Source organism: Streptomyces sp. NPDC053426 (assembly GCF_055585405.1).
In genome coordinates this window covers 385,465-410,235 of record NZ_JBVJKE010000005.1, presented here as the reverse complement: position 1 = coordinate 410,235, position 24,771 = coordinate 385,465, and the positions used below count along the sequence as shown (strand labels likewise).

Annotated in this window: 24 protein-coding genes and 3 pseudogenes; 20 read left to right on the top strand and 7 right to left on the bottom strand. The window is 70.4% G+C overall.

Features of this window, described 5'->3' with window-relative positions:
- Positions 1 to 24: 24 nt before the first annotated feature.
- The 8 genes from ACZ62B_RS13535 (at position 25) to ACZ62B_RS13500 (ending at position 7,408) form a co-directional block, all read left to right on the top strand.
- Entirely contained in the window at positions 25 to 678 is a 654-nt protein-coding gene (locus ACZ62B_RS13535; protein WP_468879334.1) for an HAD family hydrolase, read from the top strand.
- A gap of 189 nt (positions 679 to 867) precedes the next feature.
- Complete coding sequence (locus ACZ62B_RS13530; protein WP_468720141.1) at positions 868 to 2,040, top strand: acyl-CoA dehydrogenase family protein; 1,173 nt, start codon at positions 868 to 870, stop codon at positions 2,038 to 2,040.
- Positions 2,041 to 2,106: 66 nt separating this feature from the next.
- Entirely contained in the window at positions 2,107 to 2,553 is a 447-nt protein-coding gene (locus ACZ62B_RS13525; protein WP_344564341.1) for a type II toxin-antitoxin system RatA family toxin, read from the top strand.
- Positions 2,550 to 3,566 carry an NAD-dependent epimerase/dehydratase family protein gene (locus ACZ62B_RS13520; protein ID WP_344564343.1) on the top strand — a complete coding sequence of 339 codons (1,017 nt, stop codon included), beginning with the start codon at positions 2,550 to 2,552 and terminating at the stop codon, positions 3,564 to 3,566. Before ACZ62B_RS13525 ends, ACZ62B_RS13520 begins: the two co-directional genes overlap by 4 nt.
- Before the next feature lie 48 nt (positions 3,567 to 3,614).
- On the top strand, positions 3,615 to 4,805 hold the full coding sequence (locus ACZ62B_RS13515; protein WP_468720144.1) for a methionine adenosyltransferase: 1,191 nt from the start codon (positions 3,615 to 3,617) through the stop codon (positions 4,803 to 4,805).
- On the top strand, positions 4,802 to 5,803 hold the full coding sequence (locus ACZ62B_RS13510) for a hypothetical protein (protein WP_468720146.1): 1,002 nt from the start codon (positions 4,802 to 4,804) through the stop codon (positions 5,801 to 5,803). Before ACZ62B_RS13515 ends, ACZ62B_RS13510 begins: the two co-directional genes overlap by 4 nt.
- A complete protein-coding gene (locus ACZ62B_RS13505; RefSeq protein WP_344564349.1) occupies positions 5,800 to 6,588 on the top strand; it encodes an SDR family NAD(P)-dependent oxidoreductase in 789 nt (262 codons plus the stop codon). The genes ACZ62B_RS13510 and ACZ62B_RS13505 overlap by 4 nt, the downstream gene beginning before the upstream one ends.
- Before the next feature lie 4 nt (positions 6,589 to 6,592).
- Positions 6,593 to 7,408 carry a histidinol-phosphatase gene (locus ACZ62B_RS13500; RefSeq protein ID WP_469690330.1) on the top strand — a complete coding sequence of 272 codons (816 nt, stop codon included), beginning with the start codon at positions 6,593 to 6,595 and terminating at the stop codon, positions 7,406 to 7,408.
- A 121-nt stretch (positions 7,409 to 7,529) separates the two neighbouring features.
- Here ACZ62B_RS13500 and ACZ62B_RS13495 read toward each other — a convergent pair.
- Both ACZ62B_RS13495 and ACZ62B_RS13490 read right to left on the bottom strand, forming a co-directional pair.
- Positions 7,530 to 8,180, bottom strand: a pseudogene (locus ACZ62B_RS13495) (hypothetical protein); the annotation flags it as partial.
- A 296-nt stretch (positions 8,181 to 8,476) separates the two neighbouring features.
- A complete protein-coding gene (locus ACZ62B_RS13490) occupies positions 8,477 to 8,851 on the bottom strand; it encodes a peptidase inhibitor family I36 protein (RefSeq protein ID WP_344564353.1) in 375 nt (124 codons plus the stop codon).
- Between the two features lie 423 nt (positions 8,852 to 9,274).
- Here ACZ62B_RS13490 and ACZ62B_RS13485 point away from each other — a divergent pair, with 423 nt between their 5' ends.
- On the top strand, positions 9,275 to 9,586 hold the full coding sequence (locus tag ACZ62B_RS13485) for a hypothetical protein (RefSeq protein ID WP_469690328.1): 312 nt from the start codon (positions 9,275 to 9,277) through the stop codon (positions 9,584 to 9,586).
- 1 nt (position 9,587) lies between these two features.
- Here ACZ62B_RS13485 and ACZ62B_RS13480 read toward each other — a convergent pair whose 3' ends face one another.
- Entirely contained in the window at positions 9,588 to 10,226 is a 639-nt protein-coding gene (locus ACZ62B_RS13480) for a TetR/AcrR family transcriptional regulator C-terminal domain-containing protein (protein ID WP_344564357.1), read from the bottom strand.
- Positions 10,227 to 10,987: 761 nt separating this feature from the next.
- On the opposite strand from ACZ62B_RS13480, the gene ACZ62B_RS13475 reads away from it, so the two are divergent.
- From ACZ62B_RS13475 to ACZ62B_RS13460, 4 genes are all read left to right on the top strand, one after another.
- Entirely contained in the window at positions 10,988 to 12,205 is a 1,218-nt protein-coding gene (locus ACZ62B_RS13475) for an FAD-dependent monooxygenase (protein WP_469690326.1), read from the top strand.
- A gap of 5 nt (positions 12,206 to 12,210) precedes the next feature.
- The gene (locus ACZ62B_RS13470; protein WP_469690324.1) at positions 12,211 to 13,407 is read left to right on the top strand and encodes an FAD-dependent monooxygenase; all 1,197 of its coding nucleotides are present in this window, start codon (positions 12,211 to 12,213) and stop codon (positions 13,405 to 13,407) included.
- 783 nt (positions 13,408 to 14,190) lie between these two features.
- Positions 14,191 to 14,562 (top strand): beta/gamma crystallin domain-containing protein, encoded by a 372-nt coding sequence (locus tag ACZ62B_RS13465; RefSeq protein WP_469690323.1) that lies wholly within the window; start codon positions 14,191 to 14,193, stop codon positions 14,560 to 14,562.
- Positions 14,563 to 14,979: 417 nt separating this feature from the next.
- A complete protein-coding gene (locus ACZ62B_RS13460; protein ID WP_344564364.1) occupies positions 14,980 to 15,246 on the top strand; it encodes a hypothetical protein in 267 nt (88 codons plus the stop codon).
- Positions 15,247 to 15,608: 362 nt separating this feature from the next.
- Here ACZ62B_RS13460 and ACZ62B_RS13455 read toward each other — a convergent pair whose 3' ends face one another.
- Positions 15,609 to 16,478, bottom strand: a complete 870-nt coding sequence (locus ACZ62B_RS13455) for a LysR family transcriptional regulator (RefSeq protein WP_469690319.1) — start codon at positions 16,476 to 16,478, stop codon at positions 15,609 to 15,611.
- A 71-nt stretch (positions 16,479 to 16,549) separates the two neighbouring features.
- Here ACZ62B_RS13455 and ACZ62B_RS13450 point away from each other — a divergent pair, with 71 nt between their 5' ends.
- From ACZ62B_RS13450 to ACZ62B_RS13430, 5 genes are all read left to right on the top strand, one after another.
- A complete protein-coding gene (locus tag ACZ62B_RS13450; protein ID WP_344564369.1) occupies positions 16,550 to 16,966 on the top strand; it encodes an ester cyclase in 417 nt (138 codons plus the stop codon).
- The gene (locus ACZ62B_RS13445; RefSeq protein ID WP_468879311.1) at positions 16,956 to 17,477 is read left to right on the top strand and encodes an SDR family NAD(P)-dependent oxidoreductase; all 522 of its coding nucleotides are present in this window, start codon (positions 16,956 to 16,958) and stop codon (positions 17,475 to 17,477) included. The genes ACZ62B_RS13450 and ACZ62B_RS13445 overlap by 11 nt, the downstream gene beginning before the upstream one ends.
- Before the next feature lie 13 nt (positions 17,478 to 17,490).
- Positions 17,491 to 17,634, top strand: a complete 144-nt coding sequence (locus tag ACZ62B_RS13440; RefSeq protein ID WP_344564373.1) for an SDR family oxidoreductase — start codon at positions 17,491 to 17,493, stop codon at positions 17,632 to 17,634.
- A gap of 580 nt (positions 17,635 to 18,214) precedes the next feature.
- The gene (locus tag ACZ62B_RS13435) at positions 18,215 to 19,054 is read left to right on the top strand and encodes an NADPH-dependent oxidoreductase (RefSeq protein WP_344564375.1); all 840 of its coding nucleotides are present in this window, start codon (positions 18,215 to 18,217) and stop codon (positions 19,052 to 19,054) included.
- Between the two features lie 32 nt (positions 19,055 to 19,086).
- Positions 19,087 to 19,692, top strand: a complete 606-nt coding sequence (locus ACZ62B_RS13430; RefSeq protein ID WP_344564377.1) for a TetR/AcrR family transcriptional regulator — start codon at positions 19,087 to 19,089, stop codon at positions 19,690 to 19,692.
- Here the strand turns inward: ACZ62B_RS13430 and ACZ62B_RS13425 are convergent.
- The 3 genes and pseudogenes from ACZ62B_RS13425 to ACZ62B_RS13415 form a co-directional block, all read right to left on the bottom strand.
- On the bottom strand, positions 19,646 to 20,074 hold the full coding sequence (locus tag ACZ62B_RS13425) for a LysR substrate-binding domain-containing protein (protein WP_468879307.1): 429 nt from the start codon (positions 20,072 to 20,074) through the stop codon (positions 19,646 to 19,648). The genes ACZ62B_RS13430 and ACZ62B_RS13425 overlap by 47 nt on opposite strands.
- A gap of 55 nt (positions 20,075 to 20,129) precedes the next feature.
- Positions 20,130 to 20,351, bottom strand: a pseudogene (locus ACZ62B_RS13420) (hypothetical protein); the annotation flags it as partial.
- A gap of 249 nt (positions 20,352 to 20,600) precedes the next feature.
- Complete coding sequence (locus ACZ62B_RS13415) at positions 20,601 to 21,932, bottom strand: alpha/beta hydrolase (protein WP_344564381.1); 1,332 nt, start codon at positions 21,930 to 21,932, stop codon at positions 20,601 to 20,603.
- Between the two features lie 1,008 nt (positions 21,933 to 22,940).
- Here ACZ62B_RS13415 and ACZ62B_RS13410 point away from each other — a divergent pair.
- Together ACZ62B_RS13410 and ACZ62B_RS13405 are read left to right on the top strand one after the other, a co-directional pair.
- A pseudogene (locus ACZ62B_RS13410) lies at positions 22,941 to 23,307 on the top strand (ATP-binding protein); the annotation flags it as partial.
- Positions 23,308 to 24,389: 1,082 nt separating this feature from the next.
- Complete coding sequence (locus ACZ62B_RS13405; RefSeq protein ID WP_344564383.1) at positions 24,390 to 24,770, top strand: CU044_2847 family protein; 381 nt, start codon at positions 24,390 to 24,392, stop codon at positions 24,768 to 24,770.
- The last annotated feature ends 1 nt before the right edge of the window (position 24,771 follow it).

The following is a 24,771-nucleotide window of genomic DNA, read 5'->3' as shown; positions in this document are numbered from 1 at the left end:
GTACGCCGTCAGAGAGGGACACCCATGTCCGCGCTCGTCGTCCTCGACTGTTTCGACACCCTGGTCACGTCCCGGCCGCTGCCGGGCCCGGAACGGTTCACCGTCGTCCTCGCCGACGCGCTCGAGCTGGACACCGGGTCCGCCGGCGCCGTCGTGCACACCGTGTACGGCACCCTGTACGAGGCCATGACGGACCCGGGCGCCTCGCAGCCCGCGACCCTCGACCTGATGGAGGGCGCGCTGCGCGCCCAGGGCGCCGTCCGGGAGCGGGCCGCGGTGGAGGGGGCCCTGTGGCGAGCGCTGGGCTGCGCCGACCCCGACGAGTACGTCCTGTGCGCGCCGGTCGCGGAGGCCGCGCTCCGGGCGCACGAGGCGGGTCACACGCTCCGACTCCTGTCCAACTGCTACCTGCCCGGCGACCTGATGTGGGATCTGCTGCGCCGGGCCGGGGCACCCGACATCTTCGACCGGGGACTGTTCACCGCCGACGGCGGCCCGAAGAAGCCCGACGCCCGCGCGTTCCGGCGGATCGGCGAGGGCGACTTCGAACGCCGGGTGATGGTGGGTGACTCGGCCGAACTCGACCTCGTACCCGCCGCGGCCCTCGGCTGGGACACCGTCCGCGTGACGCCCGGTGCTCCCGTGCCGGACGCGTTCTTCACCCTGCTCGGTCTGTGACGACGGGCCGGGCGAGGCCCGTGCCGGACCTGTGACGGCCGGCGGGGCCGCATCCGCGCGATCTCGCGTTCCGCACAAAGAAACACCCGCTGAACCACGGCGTTCGCGCTGCCTAGAGTCGATCCGTCACGGCGAGCCGGGCACGCGGACCACCGGGCCGGCCGGTCCGTGACGGGCGAAGGGAGAACCATGGGCACGGCTGCCGAGAACACGGCAAGACCCCCTGACGACGACGGCGTGCCGCCGCACCGGGCGCTGCTGGACGCCGGCTGGAGCACGGCGTGGACGCCGCCCCGGCTCCGTGAGGGAGTCACCGGCGCCGAACGCATCAAGGACCTCGCCGCGGGCGGATACGCCGCGCTGCCGATCCCCGAGGAACTCGGCGGCGCCGGCGCGAACCTGGCCGAGACGGCCGCGGCGCAGCGCACGCTCGGCAGGCTCGACCCCTCCGCCGCGGTCGCCCTGAACATGCACGCCTTCACGGTCGGCCTGATGGTCGACTACTTCGGACGGCACCGCGACACCACGTGGATGCTGCTGGAGGGCATCGCACGCTCCGGCGCCCTCGTGGCGTCCGCGTTCGCCGAGCCCGGCGGCAGCCCCAACTTCATGACCAGCCGCTCCGAGGCCGTCCGGACCGAGAAGGGCTACCGCGTCAGCGGCGTCAAGTACCCCTGCTCGCTGGCCACCACAGCCACCCTGGTCTGCCTGACGGCCCGCGTCACCGGCACCGACGAGACCATCCTCGCCCTGATCCCGAGCAGTTCGCCCGGACTGGACGCCGAGGGGGAGTGGCCCTCGCTCGGCATGCGGGAGTCCGACACCGCCCGGCTGGTCCTGCGGGACGTCGAGGTCGACGACCGGCTCGTCTTCCACCGCGGCCCCGCCGACGTCATCGACGAGAACGTCACCTCCGGCATGGCCTGGTTCTCGGTGCTGCTGACCGCCACGTACCACGGTGTCCTCAGCGGCCTGCTGGACACGGCGTACCACGGTGTGAACGTCTCGCGGCGTTTCGGCCCGCGCACCGCCCTGCTCGGCCGCGCCACCCGCGAACTGCTGACCCTCGGCGGCGCCTGCCGTCAGCTCGCCGCGGACATCGACAACGGCGCCCTGGACGGAGCGGCGGCCATGGCCGCCGCGGTGGGCCTGCGCGCCACCCTCAGCGACACCCGCGACCGGGTGGTGTCCCTCCTCACCCCGGTCGTCGGCAGCCGCCTCTACGGGCGCGGACAACAGGCGGCCGGGCTCGCGCTCGACTCGCTCGCCGCCCACCACCACCCGCCGTCCCTCCTGGTCTGCGACGAGGTCGTCGGCAGCTTCGGAACGGGGCGTGAGATCACCTTCGACCCGGCCGACTGACGCCCCGCCCCTGCCGCCGGACGCCACGGAACCCACCCCGGGCACCACACAAGGAGACACACCACCATGCCGCATGTCGAGGTCAACCTGCCGATCAAGGCCCCGGCGGCCGAGGCCTGGACGGCCGTCACCCGCCTCGAGGACTACGCCGCCTACATGGAGAACGTCGAGTCGGTCACCGTGATCGGCGAGACCGACACCGGGGCCCGTACCAGTGAGTGGTCCGTCCTGCTCAAGGGCTCGGTCCTGGAGTGGGTCGAGGTCGACACGCTCGACCACGACGCGAGGGTCATGTCCTTCGACCAGGTCTCCGGGGACCTCGACGTCTTCAACGGGTACTGGCGCGTCGAGGACACCGGCGAGGGCACCTCGGTCGTCACCTTCGTCGTCGACTTCGAGATAGGCATCCCGCTCCTCGCCGACATGCTCAACCCGGTCGCCACCAAGGCACTGCGGGAGAACGCCGAGCACATGCTGCACGCCATCGAGCGGCGGATCACGGCGGTCTCGTGACCGTGCCCGCGAGGATCCTGGTCACCGGTGCCACGGGGGCGGTCGGCAGCGCCGTCATGCGTGCGCTGCGGGCGGCCGGCCACACACCGCACGGCGTCAGCCGCCGCGGCGGCGAGGGGGAGCACCACTCCGCCTGGCACATCGGCGCGGAGGAACCGCCGCGGGAGCTGCGCGGCCCCTGGGACACCGTCGTCCACTGCGCCGCCGACACCCGCTGGAACCTCCCCGACGAGGACGCCGAGGACGCCAACGTCGTGCCGTTGTACGCGGTGCTCTCCCTGGCCGGCCCCGAGGCCCACTTCGTCCACCTGTCCTCGTCCTTCGTCACGGGCCTCGAGGGCGACATCGCCTCGCCCTCGCGCGACGCCTACCGCAACTCCTACGAGTGGTCCAAGGCGCGTGCCGAGCGGATCGTCAACGCCGAGCGGGACGGCGCCGACATCGTGCGCTTCCCGATCGTCACGGGGGCCCGGGCGGACGGCGCGCTCGACCGCTACAGCGGCTTCTTCTGGCTGCCCGCCGCCATGTGCAACGGCGCCGTGCCCGCGCTCGTCGCGGAGGAGAAGGGCCTGCTGGACATGGTCAGCACCGACGACGTCGCCGAGCACGTGACCCGGCTGCTCGCCTCCGGTCCACCACAGGGGCACCGGCTGTCGGTGCTCGGCCGGGGCGACGGCGCCCAGCGGGTCGGCGACGCCTTCGACACCATTCTCGAGGCCCTGAACGACTGGCGCGCCGAGCACGACGTGCCCCCGCTGGACCGGCTGCCGTACGTGACGCCCGAGCAGTGGAACCGCTTCTACCTGCCGTTCGCCGAGGAGTACCTGGACCGGGCGCAGTTGCTGAAGGTGACCGCGTTCCGCGCCTACCAGGGCTACCTGTCGGTGACCGACCCCTTCGACGTCACCGTCCGGGTCCCGGACACGCGGGACGTGCTGTACCGGTCGGTCCGGCGCTGGGCCGACACCCACGAGGTCTCCGCCCGCCGGGTACCGCGCCCCTGGGGCGCCTGACCGTTCCCGTTCTCCCGCCTCCCCCTCATCACCCGAGAAGAGATGGCCATGCTGTCGATCGAACGAGACTCCCGCACCGTCGAGGACCTCCCCTACGAGCTCGTCGAGCGCAAGGGCGTCGGTCACCCCGACACCATGTGCGACGCCATGGCGGAGCGCATGTCCCGCTACTACTCCCAGCACTGCCTGAAGGAGTTCGGCGGCGTCGCCCACCACTGGTTCGACAAGGTCACGCTGTACGGCGGCGGCGCCGACGTCGACTTCGGGCGGGGCGAGATCACCGCCCCGTACCGCGTCAAGGTGTTCGGCAAGGGCGCCTACCGCGTCGGCTCCACCGAGATCCCGGTGCACGACATCATGTTCCGTGCCGCCGCCGACGTCCTCTCCGAGGTCACCACCGGTTTCGATCCCGGGCGTCACCTGGTGGTCGAGCTCGGCGTCGTCGACCACCAGGGCTCGGGCCGCGGCGTCTCCCGCTACCAGCCGGCCTCCGCGGCCGACCTGGTGCCGCTGCGGGCTTCCGGTCTCGTCTCCAACGACACCAACCTGCTGCACGGCTACGCGCCGCTGTCGCGCCTGGAGACGGTGGTGCTCGGCCTGGAGAACCTCGTCAACGGCGCCGACTTCAAGAAGCGTCACGCCGACACCGGATGGGACGTCAAGGTCTTCGGCAGCCGCCGCCGGAACACGTTCAGCCTCGTCGTCAACATGCCGTTCCTCGCGGCCGACATCGAGACGATGGACCAGTACTGGGCCCGCAAGTCCGTCATCCAGCAGGAGCTGGAGGCGTACGTGGCCTCGCTCGGCATCCAGGACGTGCAGATGCTGATGAACGCCACCGACCGCAACGGCCGCCCGTACCTCACCGCGATCGGCTCCGTCGCCGACACCGGTGACGTCGGTGTCGTCGGCCGCGGCAACCGCGTCAACGGCCTGATCACCCCGATGCGCCCGATGAGCATCGAGGCGCCCGCCGGCAAGAACCCGCTCGACCACACCGGCAAGATCTACAACGTGATGGCCACGCGCCTGGCCCGCGAGGTCCACGAGCGGTTCGGCGGCCCCTCCCAGGTGCACATCTTCACCTCCAAGGAAGCCCCGCTGGAGGCCCCGGACGAGGTCGTCGTCACCTCCCCCGACGCGGACGAGACCGCGCTGAGGGAGCTGGTGGAGAAGACGGTCGCGAGCTCCGGCGACCTGACGGCGGAACTGATCGAGACGGGCATCACCCTGTGGTGACACCCCAGGAGGTACGCGCCCTGTCGGCCGCGGCGCTGGACACCCGGCGCCGCGCCGACAGCGGCCGGCCGCAGGCACCGGCGCCCGAGGGCGGCAGCCACGTCGCCGTCGTGGTCAAGCCCGAGGTCATGGCCGCCCCGCACGCCGCCGGCATGTCGACGGCGGCGGTGGAGGCGCTCGGCCGCCAGGGAGTGTCCGTCCTGCGCTGCGCGGTGGTCCCGGCCGCGGACTTCGCCGCCCGTGGCGATCTGCTGCTGCACTATCCCCGCCTGCACCGGGTGGCCGTCGACGGCGCCGCCGCGCTGACCTTTGGTGCTCGTCGCGAACTCGACGCCCTGCGGGAGGGAACGGGCGTCCACGACGTCCTCCCGGCCTACGTGGCGATGGCTCATGACGGCCTGTCGCCGCGCGCGCTGGAGGACCGCTGCCGGGAGGCGGGCATCAACAAGCTCGGCTCCGGCTCGTACGCCTCCGTCACCGAGGTGGGCGGCCGGCCGACGGTGGTCCTCAACGGCTTCCTGCCGGCCCTCGACCAGGGGTACCGCACTCCGAACGCCCTGGTCGGCCTGCTGGAGTGCCACAGCGAGCGACCCGTGGCGGAGCTGCGCGACGAGGTACTCGGCGAGCTGCACCCGTTCCAGGCCGCCCCCGGATCGCTGCGGGGTGCCCTCGGGGCCCTCGCCCGCGAGCACGGCATCGAGCTCTCGGAGGGGCGCAACGCCGTGCACCTGTCCGCGGGACACCTGGAGGGCATGTTCCAGAACTGGCGGTACTTCACCGCCGGGGACGGCGACGGCCTGGACGGCACCTCCTTCGGCCGGGCCCTGGGCCGGGCGGGCGTGGATCTGGGCGCGGTGGCCGCGCTCGCCACCGACCCGGACGTCACCGACGGCACCGGGCGGACGCTGTCCCCGCACGGAGCCACCGAGAATCTGGACCGCGACGAGGCCGTCCGCCTCGTCGGACGATGGACCACCACGAAGGAGTTGGCGGGATGAGGGGCCGGGCACGAGGACTCGCCGGACGCACCGCGATGGTGACCGGCGGCGCGCAGGGCATCGGAGCCGCGGTCGTCGAGCGCCTGTGCTCCGAGGGCTGCCGGGTCCTGGTCTACGACAGGAGCGTGGAGCACGGCCGGGCCGCGGCAGAGAAGTGGACGGCCGAGGGGTACGAGGTCCGGCTCGCGGTGGGCGACGTCATGGACACCGTGGCCGTCAAGGCCGCCTTCGCGGGCCTCCCGGACGACTGGGACCGGCCGACACTGCTGGTCAACCTGGCTGCCGGGTTCGTCTTCAAGGGGCTGGAGGCGACCGCCGAGGACTGGCACGCCGCGCTCGACCCGACCATCGTCGGGCTCTCGCTCGTCACCCGTGAGTTCGTGGCGGGCCTCCCGGAGCGCGACGCCGACGCGGCCGTCGTCAACATGGCCTCGATCTCGGCGCACATTTCGCAGAGCGGCTACCTGACGTACAACACGGGGAAGTCCGCCGTACTGGGCTTCACCCGGTGCACGGCCGAGGAACTGGCCCCGCGCGGCATCCGCGTCAACTCGGTCAGCCCGGGCACCGTCTGGAACGCCAACAACGAGCGCTTCCACCGCGAGGCCCTGGGCCTGGACCGGGCGACGGCCGAGGCGGCGCCCGAACACGGCGGGAAGTTCCTGCTGAAGCGGTTCGCCGACCCCGAGGAGATCGCGGCGCCGATCGCGTTCCTGCTCTCCGGTGAGGCGAGCTTCATCACCGGCACCGACCTGCCCGTCGACGGCGGATACCTGGCGGTGTGAGCCGGTGATCGACCTCCACACGCACCACGAGCGGTGCGGGCACGCCACCGGTTCGCTGCGCGACTACGTCACGGCGGCGCTCGACAAGGGCGTCAAGGTGCTCGGCCTGTCCGACCACACACCCATGTTCGCGGAGGAGGCCGACCACGCGCTGCCCCCGGTGGCGATGCCCAAGTCGGAGTTTCCCTCGTACGTCGCCGAGGCCCTGGCGCTGAAGGAGGAGTTCGCCCGCAGCATCGAGATCCTCGTCTCCACCGAGGCGGACTTCTTCCGGGGCCGGATGGACCCCTACTCCAGGGAGCTGGCCGGGTACCCGCTGGACTACGTCATCGGCTCCGTCCACATGTTCGAGGGCCGGGACATCTTCGACACCACCCGCTGGGAGACCGTCGAGGGCGGCGAGGACGGACTGGCCGCGGTCAAGGGACGGTACTTCCGTGCGGTGGCGGAGTGCGCCCGCTCGGGGCTCTTCCAGGTGATGGGGCACGTGGACGCCCTCAAGGGCAACCACCCGGAACTGGGGACCGTCCCCGCGCCGGCCGCGGCCGACGAGATGCTCCGGGCGATCCGCGACGCCGGTGCCGTGATGGAGGTCAACACCTCGGGCGGCACCAAGATGCACGGCGGCTGGTACCCGGAGCACGACCTCCTGGAGCGCGCCCACCACTTCGGCGTGCCCCTCACCTTCGCCTCCGACGCGCACGTCCCCGAGCGCGTCTGCGACCAGTACCCGGACGTGGTGCGCGTGCTGCACGACATCGGCTTTCGCACCTGGACGGTGTTCCGCCGGGGCGTGCCCCGCACGGTCCCCCTGGCCTGACGCCGGCCGGCGGGGAAGCCCCAAAGGCGCCGCCACGGCCCCTCTCGCCTTGTGCTTACGCGGGTGGGAAGGGGACATGGCGGCACCTTTTCGAAGGGTGTCAGATGTCCCGGGAGAGCCAGCCAGCTTTGTGACCTGCGGAAATGGCCTGGGTGAGGCCGGCGTTCGACGGCTGCGCGGCCGAGCGCGAGGCCGTTGGTGAAGCAGTGGGGACGAGGCAGCTGGGCCGTGCGGACACCTGCGATCCACGGGGTGAGTTCCTTGGTCCCGGAGGTGGTCGGGGCGGGTGAGCGGGTGACGGGCCGGCCATCGCGGGGTGGTGACGGGCTGGTCGCCTTCTGCACGGCCCTGGGTGATGCAGCGGTGGAAGAGGCCGAAGCTGCCGGCGCAGCCCTGTGGATTTCCCGGAACAGCTGTTTCACGGGGACGGCGGGAGCGGCTGCCCGGCGTTCGCGGGTGGTCTCTCGTGGACGCCGGCCGGGCGGGGCGGGTTCGCGGTGGCCCGGCGGGCGCTGTGGGAGCGGACCTCGGCCAGGGTATGGCGCACGGCCTCGCCGTGGGCGCCGGAGCCGTCGCGGCCCGGGAGTACGTCGATGCGTTCGCCGGTGTCGGCATCGATCAGGACGGTCGCGTAGCGGCGGCGGTGTTTGAACGCGAAGTCCTCGACGCCGAGGACGCGCGGCACCCGCACCACGGGCAAGAGCGGGCGGGCCACAAGCCGCAGGGCGGTCGAGCGGGATGTCGCCGCAGCCAGGACACGGGAGAGGCGGGCGCCGGTCCCGTGTCCGGCCCGCGCCCGGATGACCTCTCACGGGACAGAGCCGCTCGTGACAGACCCACGGTGATCAGGTGGGGGTACAGGCGCAGACCCGCCGACGTGAAGCGGCTCCTCACGTCGACCCAGGGTGGGGAGCTGCTTCATGCTGCTTCATACCAGGGTGGCGGGGCCGGCCCCGAGTGTGCGGCGTCCGGCGTCCGGACGTGGCTCCGGTGCCCAGCGGTCCCCGGTCCGGTCTCCCGGTGGTCCTGGCGGTGCGGGCGGTTGAGGTGTCCGGTCAGCCAGTCGGCTCAGCCCCCGCAGCCACCGTACTCAAGGGAACTCACCGCGTTGTCGTAGAGGAACAGAAGTTCCTGCTTCTCACCCGGCGGGATGGTGTAGTGGTAGCCGCGGTAGTCGGCGTCAGTGTAGATGCAGACGAACCCTTCGCCACGGTTCCACACCGAGCTGGCTCGGTCGTTCCACGCCCAGCCGAGGTTGGGGGTGTCCACCCGATACTGGAGCTGCAGGTTGCTCCCGGTGAGGTTGTGGCCGTCATAGAGGCAGATCTGGCCTACTTCGCAGCGGGTCACGGGTTCATCGGCCGATGCGGTTCCCGGAGCCGCCAGTACGGCGGTGGAGGCGAGGACTGCTCCTAATACCGAGGTCTTGAATGCCAGGTTCATGACTACCCTTTCCCGTTGTTGCGCGTTGGTGTCTGTGGAAGCGCGGCCATGGTCCCGCCTCCTACTGCCCGGGGCTTGACCCGAGAGCGTGAACACCGGTTCATGCGGCGGCAGTCAGCGTAACTGATCATTGTTCGAAGGCGTTCGGGCTGATCCGGCCGACGCAGGAGTGCCTCCTCCTGGTGTCGTGGCGGGTGGCCCGTCGGAAGGGGCCGCTCGGGCGTCCGGCCGGCGTTTCCTTCCCTGAAGCGTCTCGCGTGTCATGGTTGCGCTACTGACTACGGCTCGCCGGGTTCGGCGAAGTCCCTGATGGGCCTGGGGCGGTGGGGCTGCATCGAACACCTTGTTGAGGAACTCGGCGTCAGCGCCGCGTTGTTGGCAGTCAGCAGCCGCCACGCTGCGCTCCCGACCGGGAGCACCGGGATGCCCACGAACATCCCGAACGTGGCCGACGGCCCCACCGCGATCCCGGCGAGCGGCGTGCGCGCGACCGTCATGACACCGCCCGGAAGCCACGGTGTGATCGGCAGCCTGCCGACGGTCGTATTCTGCGTCGGGTCGGTCGTGCTCAACTTCGTCGGCGTGATGCCGCTCAACGCGGCAGCCACCGACTCGCTCGTCGCGGGGGTCACCGCGAACTCCCTGGCCGGGGTGCGGCTCCAGACCCTGATGGGTGGCGCGGCGCTCGTCGCGACCGCGGTGCTCGCGACGGTGCTGGTGCGCAGGCGCGGGTGAGTCACGTGTCCAGCCGGGCGGCGATCCCGTCGAGGACCATGCCGAGGAGCCGTTCGAACCGTCGGTCGCCGTCGTCTTGGAGGTGCCCGGCCTTCTTGACCAGTGACGCGCCTTCGCCGAGCCAGGCGTCGCGCTGGTCGATCGAGTAGCGCGACGGATCGGCCCCGGCGGCCTGGCGCCTCTCCTGCTCCTCGATGACGAAGCCGACGGCGAACGCGGTGACCAGGTCGATGGCGTCGTCCGCGTCGGAGACCGTCCAGCCGGACGCGGTCCAGCGTTCGAACAACGGCTCCTTCATGCGGACCACGTCCGGGTCGGTGATCCGGGTGCCGCTGAAGATGCGGGCCCCGTCGCGGTGGAGCAGGTACTCCGAGCGCAGCACGCGGGCGTAGGCGGCGAGGTCGTCGCGCCACCCGTCGCCCGGCGGGACCGCGGCGAGGGCGCCGGCCACGCGGCGCATGACCTTGGTGGCCATCTCGTCGAGCAGCTCCTGCTTGTTGCGCACATGCCAGTAGAGGGCGGAGGGGCGGACGTCCAGCCGGGAGGCGAGTGCGCGGACGGTGAGGGCGTCCATGCCCTGGTCGTCGAGGAGTTCGAGCGCCGCCGTGACGATCTGCTCCCGGGTGATGCCCTTGGTCATGATTGACAGCTTAACAGCGTTCAGTAATGCTGGTCGCAGAATTGAACTTAGTTAAGGAGAGCCCGTGATGCGTGCCGCAGTCGTCACCGTGCCCGATGCGTCGCCCGTCGGCGCCGACTTGCCCGAGCCGACGGTCCCGCCCGGTTCCGAGCCCCTGCACCTGGTCGGAGCCGGCCTGGACGACAACGTGCGCGGGCTGGCCGCCTGGCGGCACTACGACCGCGGCCGCATGAGGTATCCGCCGGTACGGGCGACTGGTCTGCACCGGGTGCGCGCGTCCGCCCTTCGGGACGATGGCCGAGCGGCTGGTCGCTCCCTTCCGGGCGGGGGTTCCGGCGGCGGGGGCGGAACCACTCGCGATCGCCGCGGGAGCGACGACCGTGTCGCCGGCCCAGGACGGGCCCGGCACCCGGGCTGCCCTCGCCGCGCTGGGGCGCAACGCGAGGACACCGAGGCGAACACGGCCTACGTGTAGGTCGGTTCGCTCGCGGGCCTGGAGGCGTCGCTGCCCGCGGACCTGCTGCGCAGCCGGCGAATCCGGATCACCGGGAGCGGCGTCGGATCGCGGTCAGCCGGGGAGACGCTCGCCGAGGCGCCCGAAGCCATGGCCCGCTTCGCCGACGGGTCCCTGCAACTGCCCTGCACCGCGTTCCCGCTGAGCCCGGTCGGTGAGGCACGGGCACACACCGGCCGCAGCCGCGCCGTCGTCGTGCCGGATCGAGTCATCCATCTGTCAGAACGTGATCGGAGAAAGGTAAGCCATGCAGAAGAGGGCACTAGTGGTGGGGCTCGGGATCGCGGGGATGTCCGCGGCGATCGGGCTGCGCCGGGCCGGTTGGACGCCGGTGATCGTCGAACGGGCACCCGAGCGACGTACCGGGGGCTACTTCATCTTCATGTTCCCGCAGGGTGTGCAGGCCGCGGCCGACCTGGGGATCGCCGACCACCTGCACACCCGCAACCCGGAATGGCGACCGGGCGGGAACTCGTGGTCGGTGGATCGCCGGGGCAGGCGGAAGCCGGTGCTGGGATTGCTGGACGCGCCCAGCGGGCTGGCAGCGGTGCTGCGCAGCGACATCGAGGCCGCGTTATGGCAGGGCATCACCGGCGACGGGACCGAGGACGCGGTCGAGGTGCGGTTCGCGACCACTCCGGTCGAGATCACCGAGGGCGCCGGCGGGGTGCGGGTCCTGCTCGAGGACGCCGGCACCGGGAAGCAGTACCGCGAGGACTTCGATCTCGTGGTCGGCGCGGACGGGATGCGTTCGAGCGTGCGCCGGATGGTGTTCGGTCCGGACGAGGACTACCTGACGAACTGGAAGGCGATGATCTGCGCGTTCCAGATGAAGGAGCAGGTGCCCACCTACGAGGCGAGCGACAGCATCATCGTCTCGCGCCCCAAGCGTGCGATGTGGGTGTTCGGACTCGCCGACCACGCGCCCTGCGCGTGGCTGACCTACCGCACCGAGGGCATCCCGGACCGGTTCGCCGGGCCGTCGATCGAGCAGGTGCGCGCGGCCTTCTCCGGGATGGACGACGACCCCGTGGTGCGCCACGTCCTGGACTCCCTCGAGCAGGCCCCTGACCACGTGTTCGACTCGATCCACCAGGTGAAGCTGGACCGGTGGAGCAAGGGGCGGGTCGTGCTGGTGGGGGACGCGGCCTGGTGCATGAACACCTACTCGGCCATGGGCTCCTCGTCCTCGCTGCGCGGCGGCGCCGCACTGGGCGTGGCCCTGCGGGAGCACCCCGGCGACCTCGCCGCCGCTCTGGACGCCTGGGAGTCCGGCCTGCGTCCCTACATCACCAGCCAGCGGCGCTCCGCACGGATCAAGCAACAGCGGTTCGTACCGTCCAGCCGCCCGGTCCAGGTGCTGGTTTCGGGCGTTCTCGATGTGATCCGCAGGGTCGTCCATCGCCGGCTGGCTGCGGAATTCACCGCGGCGGCGGCCGCTGCCCCGTCCGGCACGGCGCGGTGACGGCCATGCGGAAGAGGGCGTTGGTGGTGGGGCTCGGGATCGCGGGGATGTCCGCGGCGATCGGGCTGCGCCGGGCCGGCTGGACGCCGGTGATCGTCGAACGGGCGCCCGAGCGGCGCACCGGGGGCTACTTCGTCGGGCTGTTCCCGGAGGGTGTGCAGGCCGCGGTCGACCTGGGGATCGCCGACCACCTGCACACCCGCAACCCGGAACGGGCGGCCGGCACGAATGTGTGGTCGGTGGACCGCCGGGGCAGGCGCGGGCCGGCTCTGGGGTTCCTGGACCAGCCCGGAGGGCCGGCAGCGGTGCTGCGCGGCGACATCGAGGCCGCGCTGTGGCAGAGCATCACGGGTGTCGAGGTGCGGTTCGCGACCACTCCGGTCGCGATCACCGAGGGTCCCGCCGAGGTGCGGGTCCTGCTCGAGAACGCCGACACCGGTGCCCGGTACCGCGAGAGCTTCGACCTGGTGGTCGGCGCGGACGGGATGCGCTCGAGCGTGCGCCGGATCGTGTTCGGTCCGCACGAGGACCACCTGACCACGTGGAACGCGATGATCTGCGCCTTCCAGTTGAAGGAGCAGGTGCCCACGTACGAGGCGAGCGACAGCGTCATCATCGCGCGCGCCAAGCGGGCGGTGTGGGTGTTCGGGCTCGCCGACCACGCGCCCACCGCGCTGCTGACCTACCGGACGAGGGACATCCAGAAGCAGTTCAGCGGGTCGCGGGTCGAGCGGCTGCGCGCGGTCTTCTCCGGGATGGACGACCCCGTGGTGCGCCACGTCCTGGACTCCCTGGAAGAGGCCCCTGACCACGTGTTCGACTCGGTGCACCAGGTGCGGATGGCGCGGTGGAGTACGGGGCGGGTCGTGCTGGTGGGGGACGCGGCCTGGTGCATGAACCTCTACTCGGGCATGGGCGCCACGTCCTCGCTGCGCGGCGGTGCCGCACTGGGCGCGGCCCTGCGGGAGCACCCCGACGACCTCGCCGCCGCCCTGGACGCCTGGGAGTCCGGGCTGCGCCCGTTCATCACCAAGCACCAGCGCACCGCGCGGCTCAAGCAGCAGATGTTCGTCCCGTCCAGCCGTCGGGCCGAGGCGCTGCGCTCGGTCCTCGTCGGTCTGGCCCGCAGGATCCGTGGCCGCCGGCCGGCGACGGAGGCGGGCGGGCCGCAGGCCATGGCGCGGTCCGGCACGTCGCGGTGACGACGGTGCCCGCACCGACGAGGGACGATGCGTGTCGCCGGAGCCTGGTGCGCTGCGGGCACCGTGGTGGCCGGGGGGGGGGGGCTCGCGCCCCTGCTCGTGACGGATCCGGCCCCGCCGATGATGCCGGGGAGGCTCGGTCTGATCCTCTTCCTGCTCGTGGGCGTCCGGCCCACGGTGCCGCCCTGGCCGTCGCGCTCGGCGGTGCCTGCCTGGCCGATGTCGGCCTGCCGCGGGCCGGGCCGGGGTGTTCGGTCCGGTGGCCTTGGACCCGACCGTCTCCCGTCCCATCGGCACACCCGCCGTCCCGCAGAAATCGGACCAGCATGACGAGGAGACATCCGTATCGGCGTCAGCAGCCGTAAATTATTTACGCTCACTCTTATGCACGGTCTCGCACCTCAGGCCTGCGCGCCCTTATTTCCTGTCCCCCCGATCATTTCCCCGAGGGAAGAGGGTAGTTCCCGGGGCGACGCGTATCGAGAAATGAAAAGAACAAGCCAAGCGTAGGTCGCCGGGTGGCGTCATTTTCACGCGGCGTGCACCGGTCGGCCGTACCGGCCCCGACGCGCAAAATGCCGGGGTCATACAGGCCACCGGTGACTCCGGCGCGGCCTCGGCGCAACCCCAATGCCATTGCGGAAAACCGCCGTTGACAATCTCGGGGCCATGCTTTTAGCGTGAATATCGCATACCGGCAGGCGAAACGCCCGTCAATTTTGATGCGCCACGGCAAGTCCTCGTCGGCCGGCCGGTACCCCCCCCAAAAAGAGGAGTCAGAGAATGCTGTCCAGGAAACTGCGTATCGCCCTTCCGGTAGCCGCGGCCGCAGTCATGGCCGCCGTCATACCGACCGGAGCAGCACACGCCATCGACAAGGTCAACTGCGGCCCGTCCGACTATCTGCGAGCCGATGTGCACGGCCAGACCTGGGACGGCGGATCCTTCGACTTGAGTTTCTGCTTCGCCAACAAGGGCACCTACAACTTCGAAGAGAGCGGGCCGGGCGTCGCCGTGTGGGTCGACAAGATCTCCACCGGAAACAACAGGGTCAAGTACCACGATGTGAACGGGGCAACCGTCACCTACCCCAAGCACTACGTCATCACCTTCCCCAACAGGCCGCCCCACGTCGACTGGATCGAAATCCTGTAACGGAGTGGCCTGTCGCTGCCGGCTTCGCTCACCCGCTACCCGGCAGCGGTACCCGTTCAGTGTGAAGTCGTGCGACACCGGGCCGCCTTGGCCTCGCGCTTTCGCGAGTGCGCCTTCATGGAACACGCGCGCCGTCGATGGGCGCTGAAGAACCCCCTGATCGCTGGAAAGAGCGAGGAACTCCTCCTGTGCATGCCCAGTCGGCATGCACAGGGTTGGTTGACATCACCGTCGCGTCATCGGGCGGGCTGATGCGGCAGCCGAACCGGACGGTGCCGGAGACCTCCCGGAACGAGGGAACGGCCGGACATCCGGCTACGAGAAGCACGACGCCCCGCCAGAGGGGGTCGGCCGGCAACGTCCGTAACAGAGCGCGACGCAAGGCTGTGCTCACCGAGTATTGATCGACCCGAACTGATGACAACCCAGGTGTGCCGCCGAATCGAGGACGGTACTGCGGCACGCTCATCGAGAAACGAGGAGAAATTGCTGAAATCGATGGTGCGCAAGAACCTGGCCATTGGGCTGGTGATCACGGCCGTCATCACGACGCTGTCGGTGGTCATGGCGGACGACGGCAGCAAGATGGAAGAATTCAGGATGTCGCTGATGGTGGGCTTTTTGGTGACGGGGGCGGTGACCGGGGGTACCTGGTTGCTGCAGCGGAAACGTTCGGCACCGTGACGGGCGTTGGAGCACCGGCCCCGCACCTGCCGGCGCTCCAACGGCATCACCTTGTCAGTGAACCTCCTTCATTCTGTGGTGACCGGTGAAACAGGCTGGTCAGCGACTGTGATGACGAAGCAGGCTCACGTCCCTTCCGGTGGTGCAGGCGATCCATTCGTTGTGGAGTTCGGCGAGGACCGCGGTCGCGAGGCGAAGGACGTTGTCGACCGGACGATCGACGTGTCTGCCGTCGGTCGGCACACTGGCTTCAGGACCTGGTCCTGGAGGTGGTCGTGGGACGTCGAGCGAGCGCGTTCGTCCGGCCGGCGAGTATGGAGGAAGGCCGCGAGCCGCAGCGGATCAACAAGCCTCTGAGGTGATCAACCGCTTGAGGCAGTCACGGCCGACATGCGGAACGCGGCCACCAGCCGGCTGCTGTCCGCGGCCCGGGTTGCCACGACGACGTGGCTCGGTTCGACGCCGTGCAGCGGGACGGTGGTGAGGTCGGGTCGGGTGCCGCCGGTGTGCAGGGCGGCCGGGACGATGGCCACGGCCTGCCCGGCGGCGATGTGTTCGAGCTTGTCCTCGATGGTCTCGACCGAGGGCCCGTCGGGTGCGGGGCGGCCTCCCGGCCGCGGGTCGACGCGCCAGTACGCGTCCCATTCCGGATCCGGGAAGCGGGGGATCGGCTCGCCCTCGATGTCGTCGAGCGTGACCGACTCCTTGCCCGCCAGCCGGTGTCCGACCGGTACGAGCAGCAGCTTCGGCTCGTCGTAGAGGACCGTCACGTCCAGGCCGTCGGTCTGCAGCGGTAGCCGGGTGATCGCCGCGTCGACCCGCCGGTCGAGCAGGGCCTGGCGCGGCTCGTTCCACTTCAGGTGCAGCGTGCGTACATCGGCGTCGGGGTGTCTGTGCCGCAGGTTCCGCACCACCGGGGTGACGATCAGGCCCGCGGTGTAGCCGACGGTGATCCGGGTAGGCCGCGCGGCGGCCCGGGCGGCGGCCGTGGCCTGCTGGGCCGAGCGCACCAAGGCGCGTGCGTGGGGGAGGAACGCCTCTCCCGCTTCGGTGAGCCGCGTGCCTTGTCGCGTGCGGTCGAAAAGCCGCGCACCCACCTGGGCCTCGAGCCGGCTGATCTGCCGGCTCAGCGACGGCTGCGCGATGTGCAGTTCGGCCGCGGCCCGGCCGTAGTGCAGATGTGACGCGACGGTGGTGAAGTAGCGCACCAGCCGAAGGTCGAGATCCGTCATGCCTGAATGCTATGACGTGATCCGGAACAGGTCTTTGATGACCGAGAACCTGTGTCCCTACCGTGAGACACATGGCAAACGACGATGAAATCGCGGTCCGGCGCTTCTACGAGGCACTCTCCACCGGTGACAGCACCCTGGCCGACGATGCCCTCGCCGCCGGCTGGGAGGCCGTCCCGCCCCTGCGCACCGGGGGCGGCCCAGAGGGATGGAAGGCGAGCATCGCCCACCTCCGTGGGGTGTTCGGTGACCTGACTGTCGAGATCGAGCACGTCGTCGTGAACGGGGACATGGTCGCAGTGCGGGCGGTCAGCCGCGGGAAGCACACCGGCGAGCTGCTCGGCGTCGAGGGCACCGGCCGCGAGGTCGAGTTCCGGGCGGCCGACTTCCACCAGGTGGTCGATGGCCGCATCGTGCGGACCTGGCACCTGGAGGACTACTTCTCGATCGCCACCCAGATCGGACTGGAGTTCACCCGTGGCGCTTGACGGAAAGACGGCGGTGGTGACCGGGGCGGCCCGGGGCATCGGATACGCATACTGCCGACGGCTCGCCGCGGACGGCGCGCACGTGGTCGCCGTCGACATCGACGACCCGGTGAACGCCGTGACCCGCACGGTCCCCGACCGGTACGGGCGCTGCGACATCCTCGTCAACCATGCCGGCATCTTCCCCTTCACCGACCTCGAACACTTGTCGATCGAGCTGTGGCGCAAGGCGCAGGCGGTCAACGTCGAGTCGATCCTGCTCTTCGCTCGGGCGTTCGCGCCGGGGACGCGGGCCGCGGGGTGGGGGCGCATCGTCAATACCGGCTCGGGCATCACCCTGACCCGGAACCGCGACCTGGCGTACATGACCAGCAAGGGCACCGTGCACGTGCTGACCCGGGCGCTCGCCGACGAACTCGGCGACAGCGGCATCACGGTCAACGCGACAGCACCCGGCCTGGTGGCGACCCAGGGCTTCCTGGCCCGGGCCCAACGGCCCGACCACCGATGAGGTGTTCGCCCGTGTGACGGCCTCGCAGACCATCAAGCGCCGGTCGGTCGCGGCGGACCTCGGCAACGCCCTGGGCTTCCTGGTCTCCGACGACGCCGACTTCATCACGGGCCAGATCCTGCACGTCGACGGCGGCGTGACACGTACGGGAGCCTGACATGCTCGAAGCCATCGCACGGGCGGCTCCCCTGACAGCCGCGACGGCCGGCGTGCCAGGTCCGGTAAGGCCGGCGGCGGGGTCGTACGTGAAGGGGCCCGCCCTCTGGAGCGGATGACGTACGGGGGCCACGACGCGTCGTCAGCGAAGACGCCGAGGGCGGCGCGGGCGCGCGTGTACGGCCGCCGGGCAGCTCCCGGCCTTCGACGGGGCGAGGAAGGCCGCGTGATACGCCTCGGCGTCGCCATCCACGAGTGCCTGTCGAACCGGGCCCGGGTCACGCACGTCAGCTACGCCGCGAGGACATTCGCCCGGCTCCCGGGAACTGCATACGCCGGCGCAGACGCCTGTCGGCCGGCCTGCTCCGCCGGCGGGTCCGTACCGGCGACTCCGCCTGAACCGGCTGCTCGCCCACTGGTCCGACGGCTTCCCCCTCGACCTTGGCCGAAGCCGTACGCGGCCCTTGGCGCGGGGCGGGGTCCGACCAGCTTCTCGCCGACAGGCCAGGACGGCGGGGAATGAACCCGGTCGGCTCATGGTTGCCGTAACCGAATCCGATTCGGATAGTGGAAGGACAACCATGACCGACTCCTCGCGGCGGGACGCACTCCTGGAAGCCCGCTACGGACAGCAGGCGACGCCGGTGAACATCATCTGGAACGAGCAGATCGAAGCGCTGCTCGCGCACCGCTCGGTGCGCGCGTTCACCGACGAACCGCTGCCCGAAGGCGCTCTGGAGACGGTGGTGGCGGCCGCCCAGTCGGCGTCCACGTCGTCGAACCTTCACCAGTGGAGTCTCGTGGCCGTCTCGGACCCGGAGACGAAGGCCGAGCTCGCGAGGCTGACACACGGTGTGGAGTTCACCGGGTTCGACTTCGTCGCCCAGGCCCCCAGCGTGCTGCTGTGGGTGGCGGACATGTCGCGCAGCCACGCGATCAGCGTCGAGCAGGGCGCCGAGCCCGTCGTCACCGACTACGTCGACGCCTTCCTGATGGCGTCGATCGACGCGGCCCTGGCCGCCCAGAACGGTCTCGTCGCGGCAGAGGCGATCGGCCTGGGAGGCGTGTACCTGGGCTCGCTGCGCAACCACGCCAAGGAGCTCGCCGACCTGATCGGACTTCCCGCGTACGCCTACGTCGTATTCGGCATGGCCATCGGCACCCCGGACCCGCACCGCCCCAGCGCGGTGCATCCCCGCCCGGCGCAGGACGTCGTGCTGCACCGCGAGCGCTACCGGACACGGCCGACCAAGGAGTGGATCGAGGACTACGAGACCGCGTTCAAGGACTTCCGCGCCGAGTACGGACTGCGTGACAAGACGTGGAGCCACTCCGTCGTGGTGGGCACAAGCCTGGATTACATGGACGGGCGTGAGAACCTGCGTCGTACGCTGGAGGAGCGCGGCTACCTGCTGCGCTGAAGGGCATTCGACGGGAAGTGGGGGCGCCGGGCGTGGCCAGGCCGAAGACGCCGCTGTTGTCCGCCGCACGGATCGCGGACGGCGCGATCGAACTCGCCGACCGCACCGGTGACATCCAGATGACTCAGCTGGCCCGGCACCTCGGCGTCGCCCCGTCCTCCCTCTACTCCCACGTCACAGGCCGGGCGAAGGTCATCGACCTCGCCCGGCTGCGGATGCTGGAACGCATGGAACCCCTCGGCCCCGCGCACGACTGGCGCGAAGCCGTGGCCAACCTCCTGCGCCGGCTCACCACCCTGTACGCCAGACACCGGCGCATCCTGCCGCTCCTGTCCACCACCGCAATGGCCTGCGACCGTTCCCTCGCGGTTTACGAGCCGATGTTCGCCGCACTGATCGAAGGGGGCTTCCGGCGAGACCAGCTGCGCCTGGTCGTCGCCATGGTCGAGTTCCAGGCGTTCGGTCTCGCCCAGGGACTGCCGGCACCGGCCATGTCCGACCACATCCGCGAGACCCTTCCCGCCTACACCGCATCAGTGGACCACTCGCGCTACGACCTGGCCACCGCGACCGAGTTCTCCGTGGCCATGGTCATCGGCGGGCTGGAAGCGATCCGGGCCCACCCCGACGGGCCGTGACACACTCCGGCACACGACGGACGAGCTCCTTGGGCGGCCCTCCCCGCAGGCACTGAGGGAGGCTTCTCGGGCTGTCCGACGTCGCCGAGGGCTGTGGTCCGACGCGGGTGCACAAGACGGTCTGGGCCCGCGGCTTCCACCGTGCGGCGCGGGCAGCTGCGCTGGGGGCGCGGTTGCCGGGCGTGGCCGGCGAGACCGGCCAGTTGAGGTCCGCGCCGGTGACGGGCAGCGAGACGAGGCCGGCGTCGGGCTCGATACCGCCCCGGGGCGACAGAGCGACGCCCAGGCCGTGACGGACGAAGTCGGCACCGGCACCGATGGCGGTGATCTCGATGGTGACGTGGCGTCGAAGCCCGGCCGCGGTGAACGCGCGATCCGTCACCCTCGTTGAGCTGAAGCTGTTCACTCTGCACACCGCCGAAGACCATGGCGCCGAGCCTGCCGTTGCCGATCGGCAGCGCCCGGAGCCATTCGCTCGCCGCGCTCGTGTACCACAGGCGCAGCGGGCCCGCGGCCAGGGGCCGGTCCGCCTCGGCCGGGGCGTCGGCAGGAGAGGCGGCGTGCGCGGTCGTGGCGGAGCCGGCGCCGGTGAGGGCACCAGCGGCCACGCCCGTGGCGGAGAGGGCCAGGAAATGTCCGCGATTCGTATGAGGAGTCATGGTGCGCTCCTGGGTCGGGACGCCGCAGAACGGCGCCGGGAAGAGGGGGGACCGGGTCGCCCGAGTTCCGGTCGGCTGCCGTGGACGGGGCGTCGGGGAAGAGGTGTCCGCGAAGAGGCGTGCCCGTCCGTTGCGCGAGAAGCTGTTGTCCCACTCCGCTCCAGGGCCCGAAGCGGAGTGGGACAACAACTTCTGAGCACGCGTATGACGGATCGCCCGCGGGGGTTCGCGCTCCTCGTCCGCGGCCGGTCAGACGTTGATGAGGTCGAACGACTCGGAGGGGCCGATCGTTGTGCGGTTGGCGATGAGCGGGGCGGTTCCGGCGTTCCCGGCGCTGACGTACAGGTTGTTGGCCTGTGCGCGCAGGCTGGTGGTGCCGTCGGTGTTGTTCACGCGCTGGAAGGTCTCCCAGGGGCCGACGGCGGTGCGGTTGGCGATGAGCGCGTTGGCACCGGCGTTCTCGGCGCAGACGTATCGGCCGTTGACGCGGGCGCGCAGTGCGACGGCGCCTCCGCCGAGGTCGAGCAGGTCGAATCGTTCCCAGTCGCCGATGGCGGTGCGGTTGGCGATGAGTGGGTCGGCTCCGGCGTTCTCCGCGCAGACGTACTGGTTGTCGGCCCGGGAGCGGAGGCTGACGATCCGCCCGGTGGGGAGGGGGGTGAGGACGGCTTCCCAGGTGGTGGTGCTGGTGTTGGAGGTGGCGTCGGCGGGGAGGCGGTCGCGGGCGGCGGTGTCGGCGTAGAGACTCCAGCGCATCCAGTCCACGTAGGTGGCGACGGTCTGGGTGTGGTTGTAGCCGCTCCATATGTACTGGTCGTGGCCCGTGCCGCGGTGGGTGAGGAACGCCTTGGGCGCGGGCAGTTCCCCGTAGGCCTGGCGCGCGGAGGAGTACTGGCAGATGGGGTCCTGATCGCCGTGGACGAACAGGACGTTGGCCGTGACCGTGGTGCTGGGGTTGCCCATGTCGACACAGGCGAAGGGCGCGGCGGCGACTATCCGGCTGTCCGGCCAGGCGGTCAGCAGCCCGTGGGTGGTCATGCCACCCAGCGAGTGACCCGCGACGCCGACGCCGGTGGTGGTGTCGAGGTGCCCGGCGAACGGGTCGCCGGCCGTGGTGTTGAGGGCGAGGGTGTTGGTGATGACCTGGGAGACATCCATGGACTGGTTTCCGTTGTAGACGTCCTGGATGTTGCCCGAGGTGCCGCTGGAGGTGGTGGGGAAGACGGGTGCGGGGACGACGAATCCGGCCTCGGCCAGGGGCCGGACCAGCGGTGCGTAGCTCTCCGGGTTGCCGCCGAGGCCGTGGCTGAACTCGCAGATGGGGAAGACGCCGCCCGCGATGGGGGCGTTGACGACGGGATTGCCGCCCGGGGTGCCGGTGGCGGGGTAGAAGATCCGGGTGGTCAGCCGACGGCTGCCGCGGCTCCAGGCGTACTCCCTCACCCCGATGGCGAAGCGCTGGGTCGGCGCGGCTGTCGGGGCGAGCGAGGATGCCGTTGCCGCGGTGGTGCCGTACGCATGGACGGCGGCCACGGCTCCGGCTGCGCCCAGTCCCAGGAAGGTACGCCTGTTCATGGCCATGTTGTGCTCCTTGTCGGATGGTGCGGGTGGACAGGGGAGTTCCGGGGCGGCGGGTCTGCCAGGAGGCGAGTGGGCCCGCGGGCCCGCGGGGTTGAAGCCCTCGTCGGTGGAAATGCGCCGGCTTCCACCAACGGAGAGCGGAGCCGCCCGGCCGATCGCGTCTGCTCTCACAGGCGGGTAGCCGTATCGGGCGACCGTTTCCAGCAGGGAGAGCAGGTGGTGGCGAGGCCGGGACGGCAGGGGAGTCGGGCGTAGTCGCCGCCGTCCGGGTTTCAGACCCGGGTAAAGGAGCTGGACGTTCAGGGGCCGATGGTCATGGTCCGGTCGGTGAAGCCGGTGTACGCCGGACTCCGTGCGCCGGCGGCGCCGACGAGGTGGAGAGCGCCATGACGCGCCACGTTGGCCGTGTGCGCGGTCCGGGCGGCGATGACATCGTGTGACGGCGTGTGATGTTACCCATGGGATTCCTCTTCTGTGTTCGCGCTGGCGCTGAAGTGCGGAAGGCGGCGATCAGTGGAGGTGTACGGGCGGGCGACGCGTGCTGGTGGACCACGGCCCGGAGTCCAGCCGTGTCGGGGGCGGCTCTTGACCGACGCTGGAACCGATGTGAGCGATCGTCTCTTGGGACGTCCCACCGGCCCGCCTGACGATTGTTCGATATATCGTTCAATGTTCGCCGACCTGAACGGAGAGTAGGTTGGGGCTGACGAGGTGTCAATCGCGGGATGTGGCGCCTTACGGTCACATTTTGCGCGGCTCTGAGGCGACGTTCGAATAGACCGCTCTTGAGCGGAGCGTGAGGAGCTACGAAATACCAACGAAATCCGAAGCGGGAGCCGACGATGCGGGAGATGGTCACCGGTTCATCGGCGCTCCCGCAGGGTGTCACTTCCGAAACTCAACGAAATCGACCTTCCCGCTCGCTGTCCGAAACTGTTCCACGCCAGGAAGGGGAGGCTCCGGACCGCTCTGCGGTCGGCTGCGGCGATCGGCTGATCCGGAACGAGGGATTGCGCCTGCCGCCTGCTGCGGCTGCCCACCATACGAGCCCGGGCCGCCGGCACGATCGTCCGGGCCGAACGCGAGGGCCTTGTCCTGCACGGGTTTTCTCGCCGAGTCGCTGATGGCCGAGTGCGAGGACCGGGATCGGTGTCGGGCCGAACACCGCATCCGGGCGGCTCACTTCCCCCGCGAGAAGTCGCTGCGGGAGTCCGACTGCAGCGTCAATCCGAACGTTGATCCTGCGGTCATCCGCAATCCCGCCACCTGCGAGTGGATCGCCAAGGGTCACCCGCTGTGTCTGATCGGGGACTCCGGCACGGGCAAGTCGCACCTGTTGATCGCGCTGGGCGCCGCGGCCGACATGACGGCTCACGGTCTCGTAATGCGCACGTCTCGCTACCTGACCACGTGCACCGACGCACTCCACGCCCTGAGGTGTCCCAAGGGCCTGGTCTTCCGGCGGGCGGCCAAGCCCAATTCCCAAGAGTGAGGCGTGGCAGGGACATCTTCTCGAGCCTGTTCCAGGGGCGTTCCGCCGCGTAAGCAGGGAAGGCCCTGGCAGCGCTGAAAGTTACGAGCTCGCTGGTCGGGGCCCACTTTCCTGGTACTCGATGATGTTGACCGCGAGCCCGCCGCGTTTGGTCTCCTTGTGCTTGACCCTCATGTCGGCGTGGTCCATGCCGTTCGAGTGAGAGGGCGCAGGCATCGCTCTCACGGCAATGGTCAAACGGGTCCGTTTGCATGTTGAGGTGTCGTGCCCCTTGCCTCCAAGGGGCACGACACCACGACGGTCAGATGTCCCGGAAGGGAGCAGCGGACGCTGTGACCTGCGGTGTCTGGCCGTCGCAAGTCGTTGACCTGTGCGAATGCCTTTTCGGTTGTTTCAGGCTCGTACTGGCTCATGCGGCCGGAAGTCCCAGGAAAGTCCCAGAGGACTCCCACGGGCAGGAGCCGCTCTTTCGACATCTGTACAGGCATGCGAGTGCGCTGTGGGCCGGTGATCGTGGATCGGCGGTCTGACCCGAATGGACGCTGGGGTTGAAAGGGTGGGCTGACAGCGGGCGTTGATGGTGCTGCATCCTCGTCATGAGGTACGCGGACGGCGCAGCGCCGCCGCCACCGCCTCCCGTGCCGTGGCGGCCCGCGCGAGAACGCCTCCGCCCGTGAAACCTGCGCCGACCGTGTACCGGCCGGTGTCGTGCGAGGACGGGGAAACCGTCCTTTACCGCCACGGCTCGGAGCACCACGGTGAGGGCGCCTCAAGTCGTGATGCCGGGACACGGAACGACCGAACCAGGGTGCGCAGCCACACCTTCCGATGGCGCCGTGGTCACCGGAGGACGGCGGACCTCTGCCCTCGTCGGTGTTCCACCCTCAAGGCCCGGTCTCCGGCGCCCGGACCGGAATCTCTCGATCGCAGGGCCAAGGGCCTCGGACACTGGCATAGTTGGGGCCATGGGGGATTTTGTGGAGTTCACCTTCGACGACGGCCAGACGGTGCTGCTGGAAGTCTTTCCCAGTCCGCTGGCCGACTCCGGCGCGGCCGGTGCGACGCCCGGTTCCGCGCCGCTCGTGCCCGTCGCGGGTGCGGGCAGCGGGCGAGTGGCGCGGGCGGCCCGCGGGGCGCTGCGGCAGGTCCTGCAGCCGCTGGTCCCGGTGCTGCAGTCGGTGCACGAGACGGTGTCCGCCATGGACCGACGGCCCCACCAGCTCACCGTGGACCTGGGCGTCAAGGTGGGTAATGACCTGACGCTCGGCATCGTCGCCAACAAGGGCGAGGCGAGCCTCACCGTGTCCGCGACCTGGAACCTCGAAGCCCCCGCGCCGACGGAGTAAC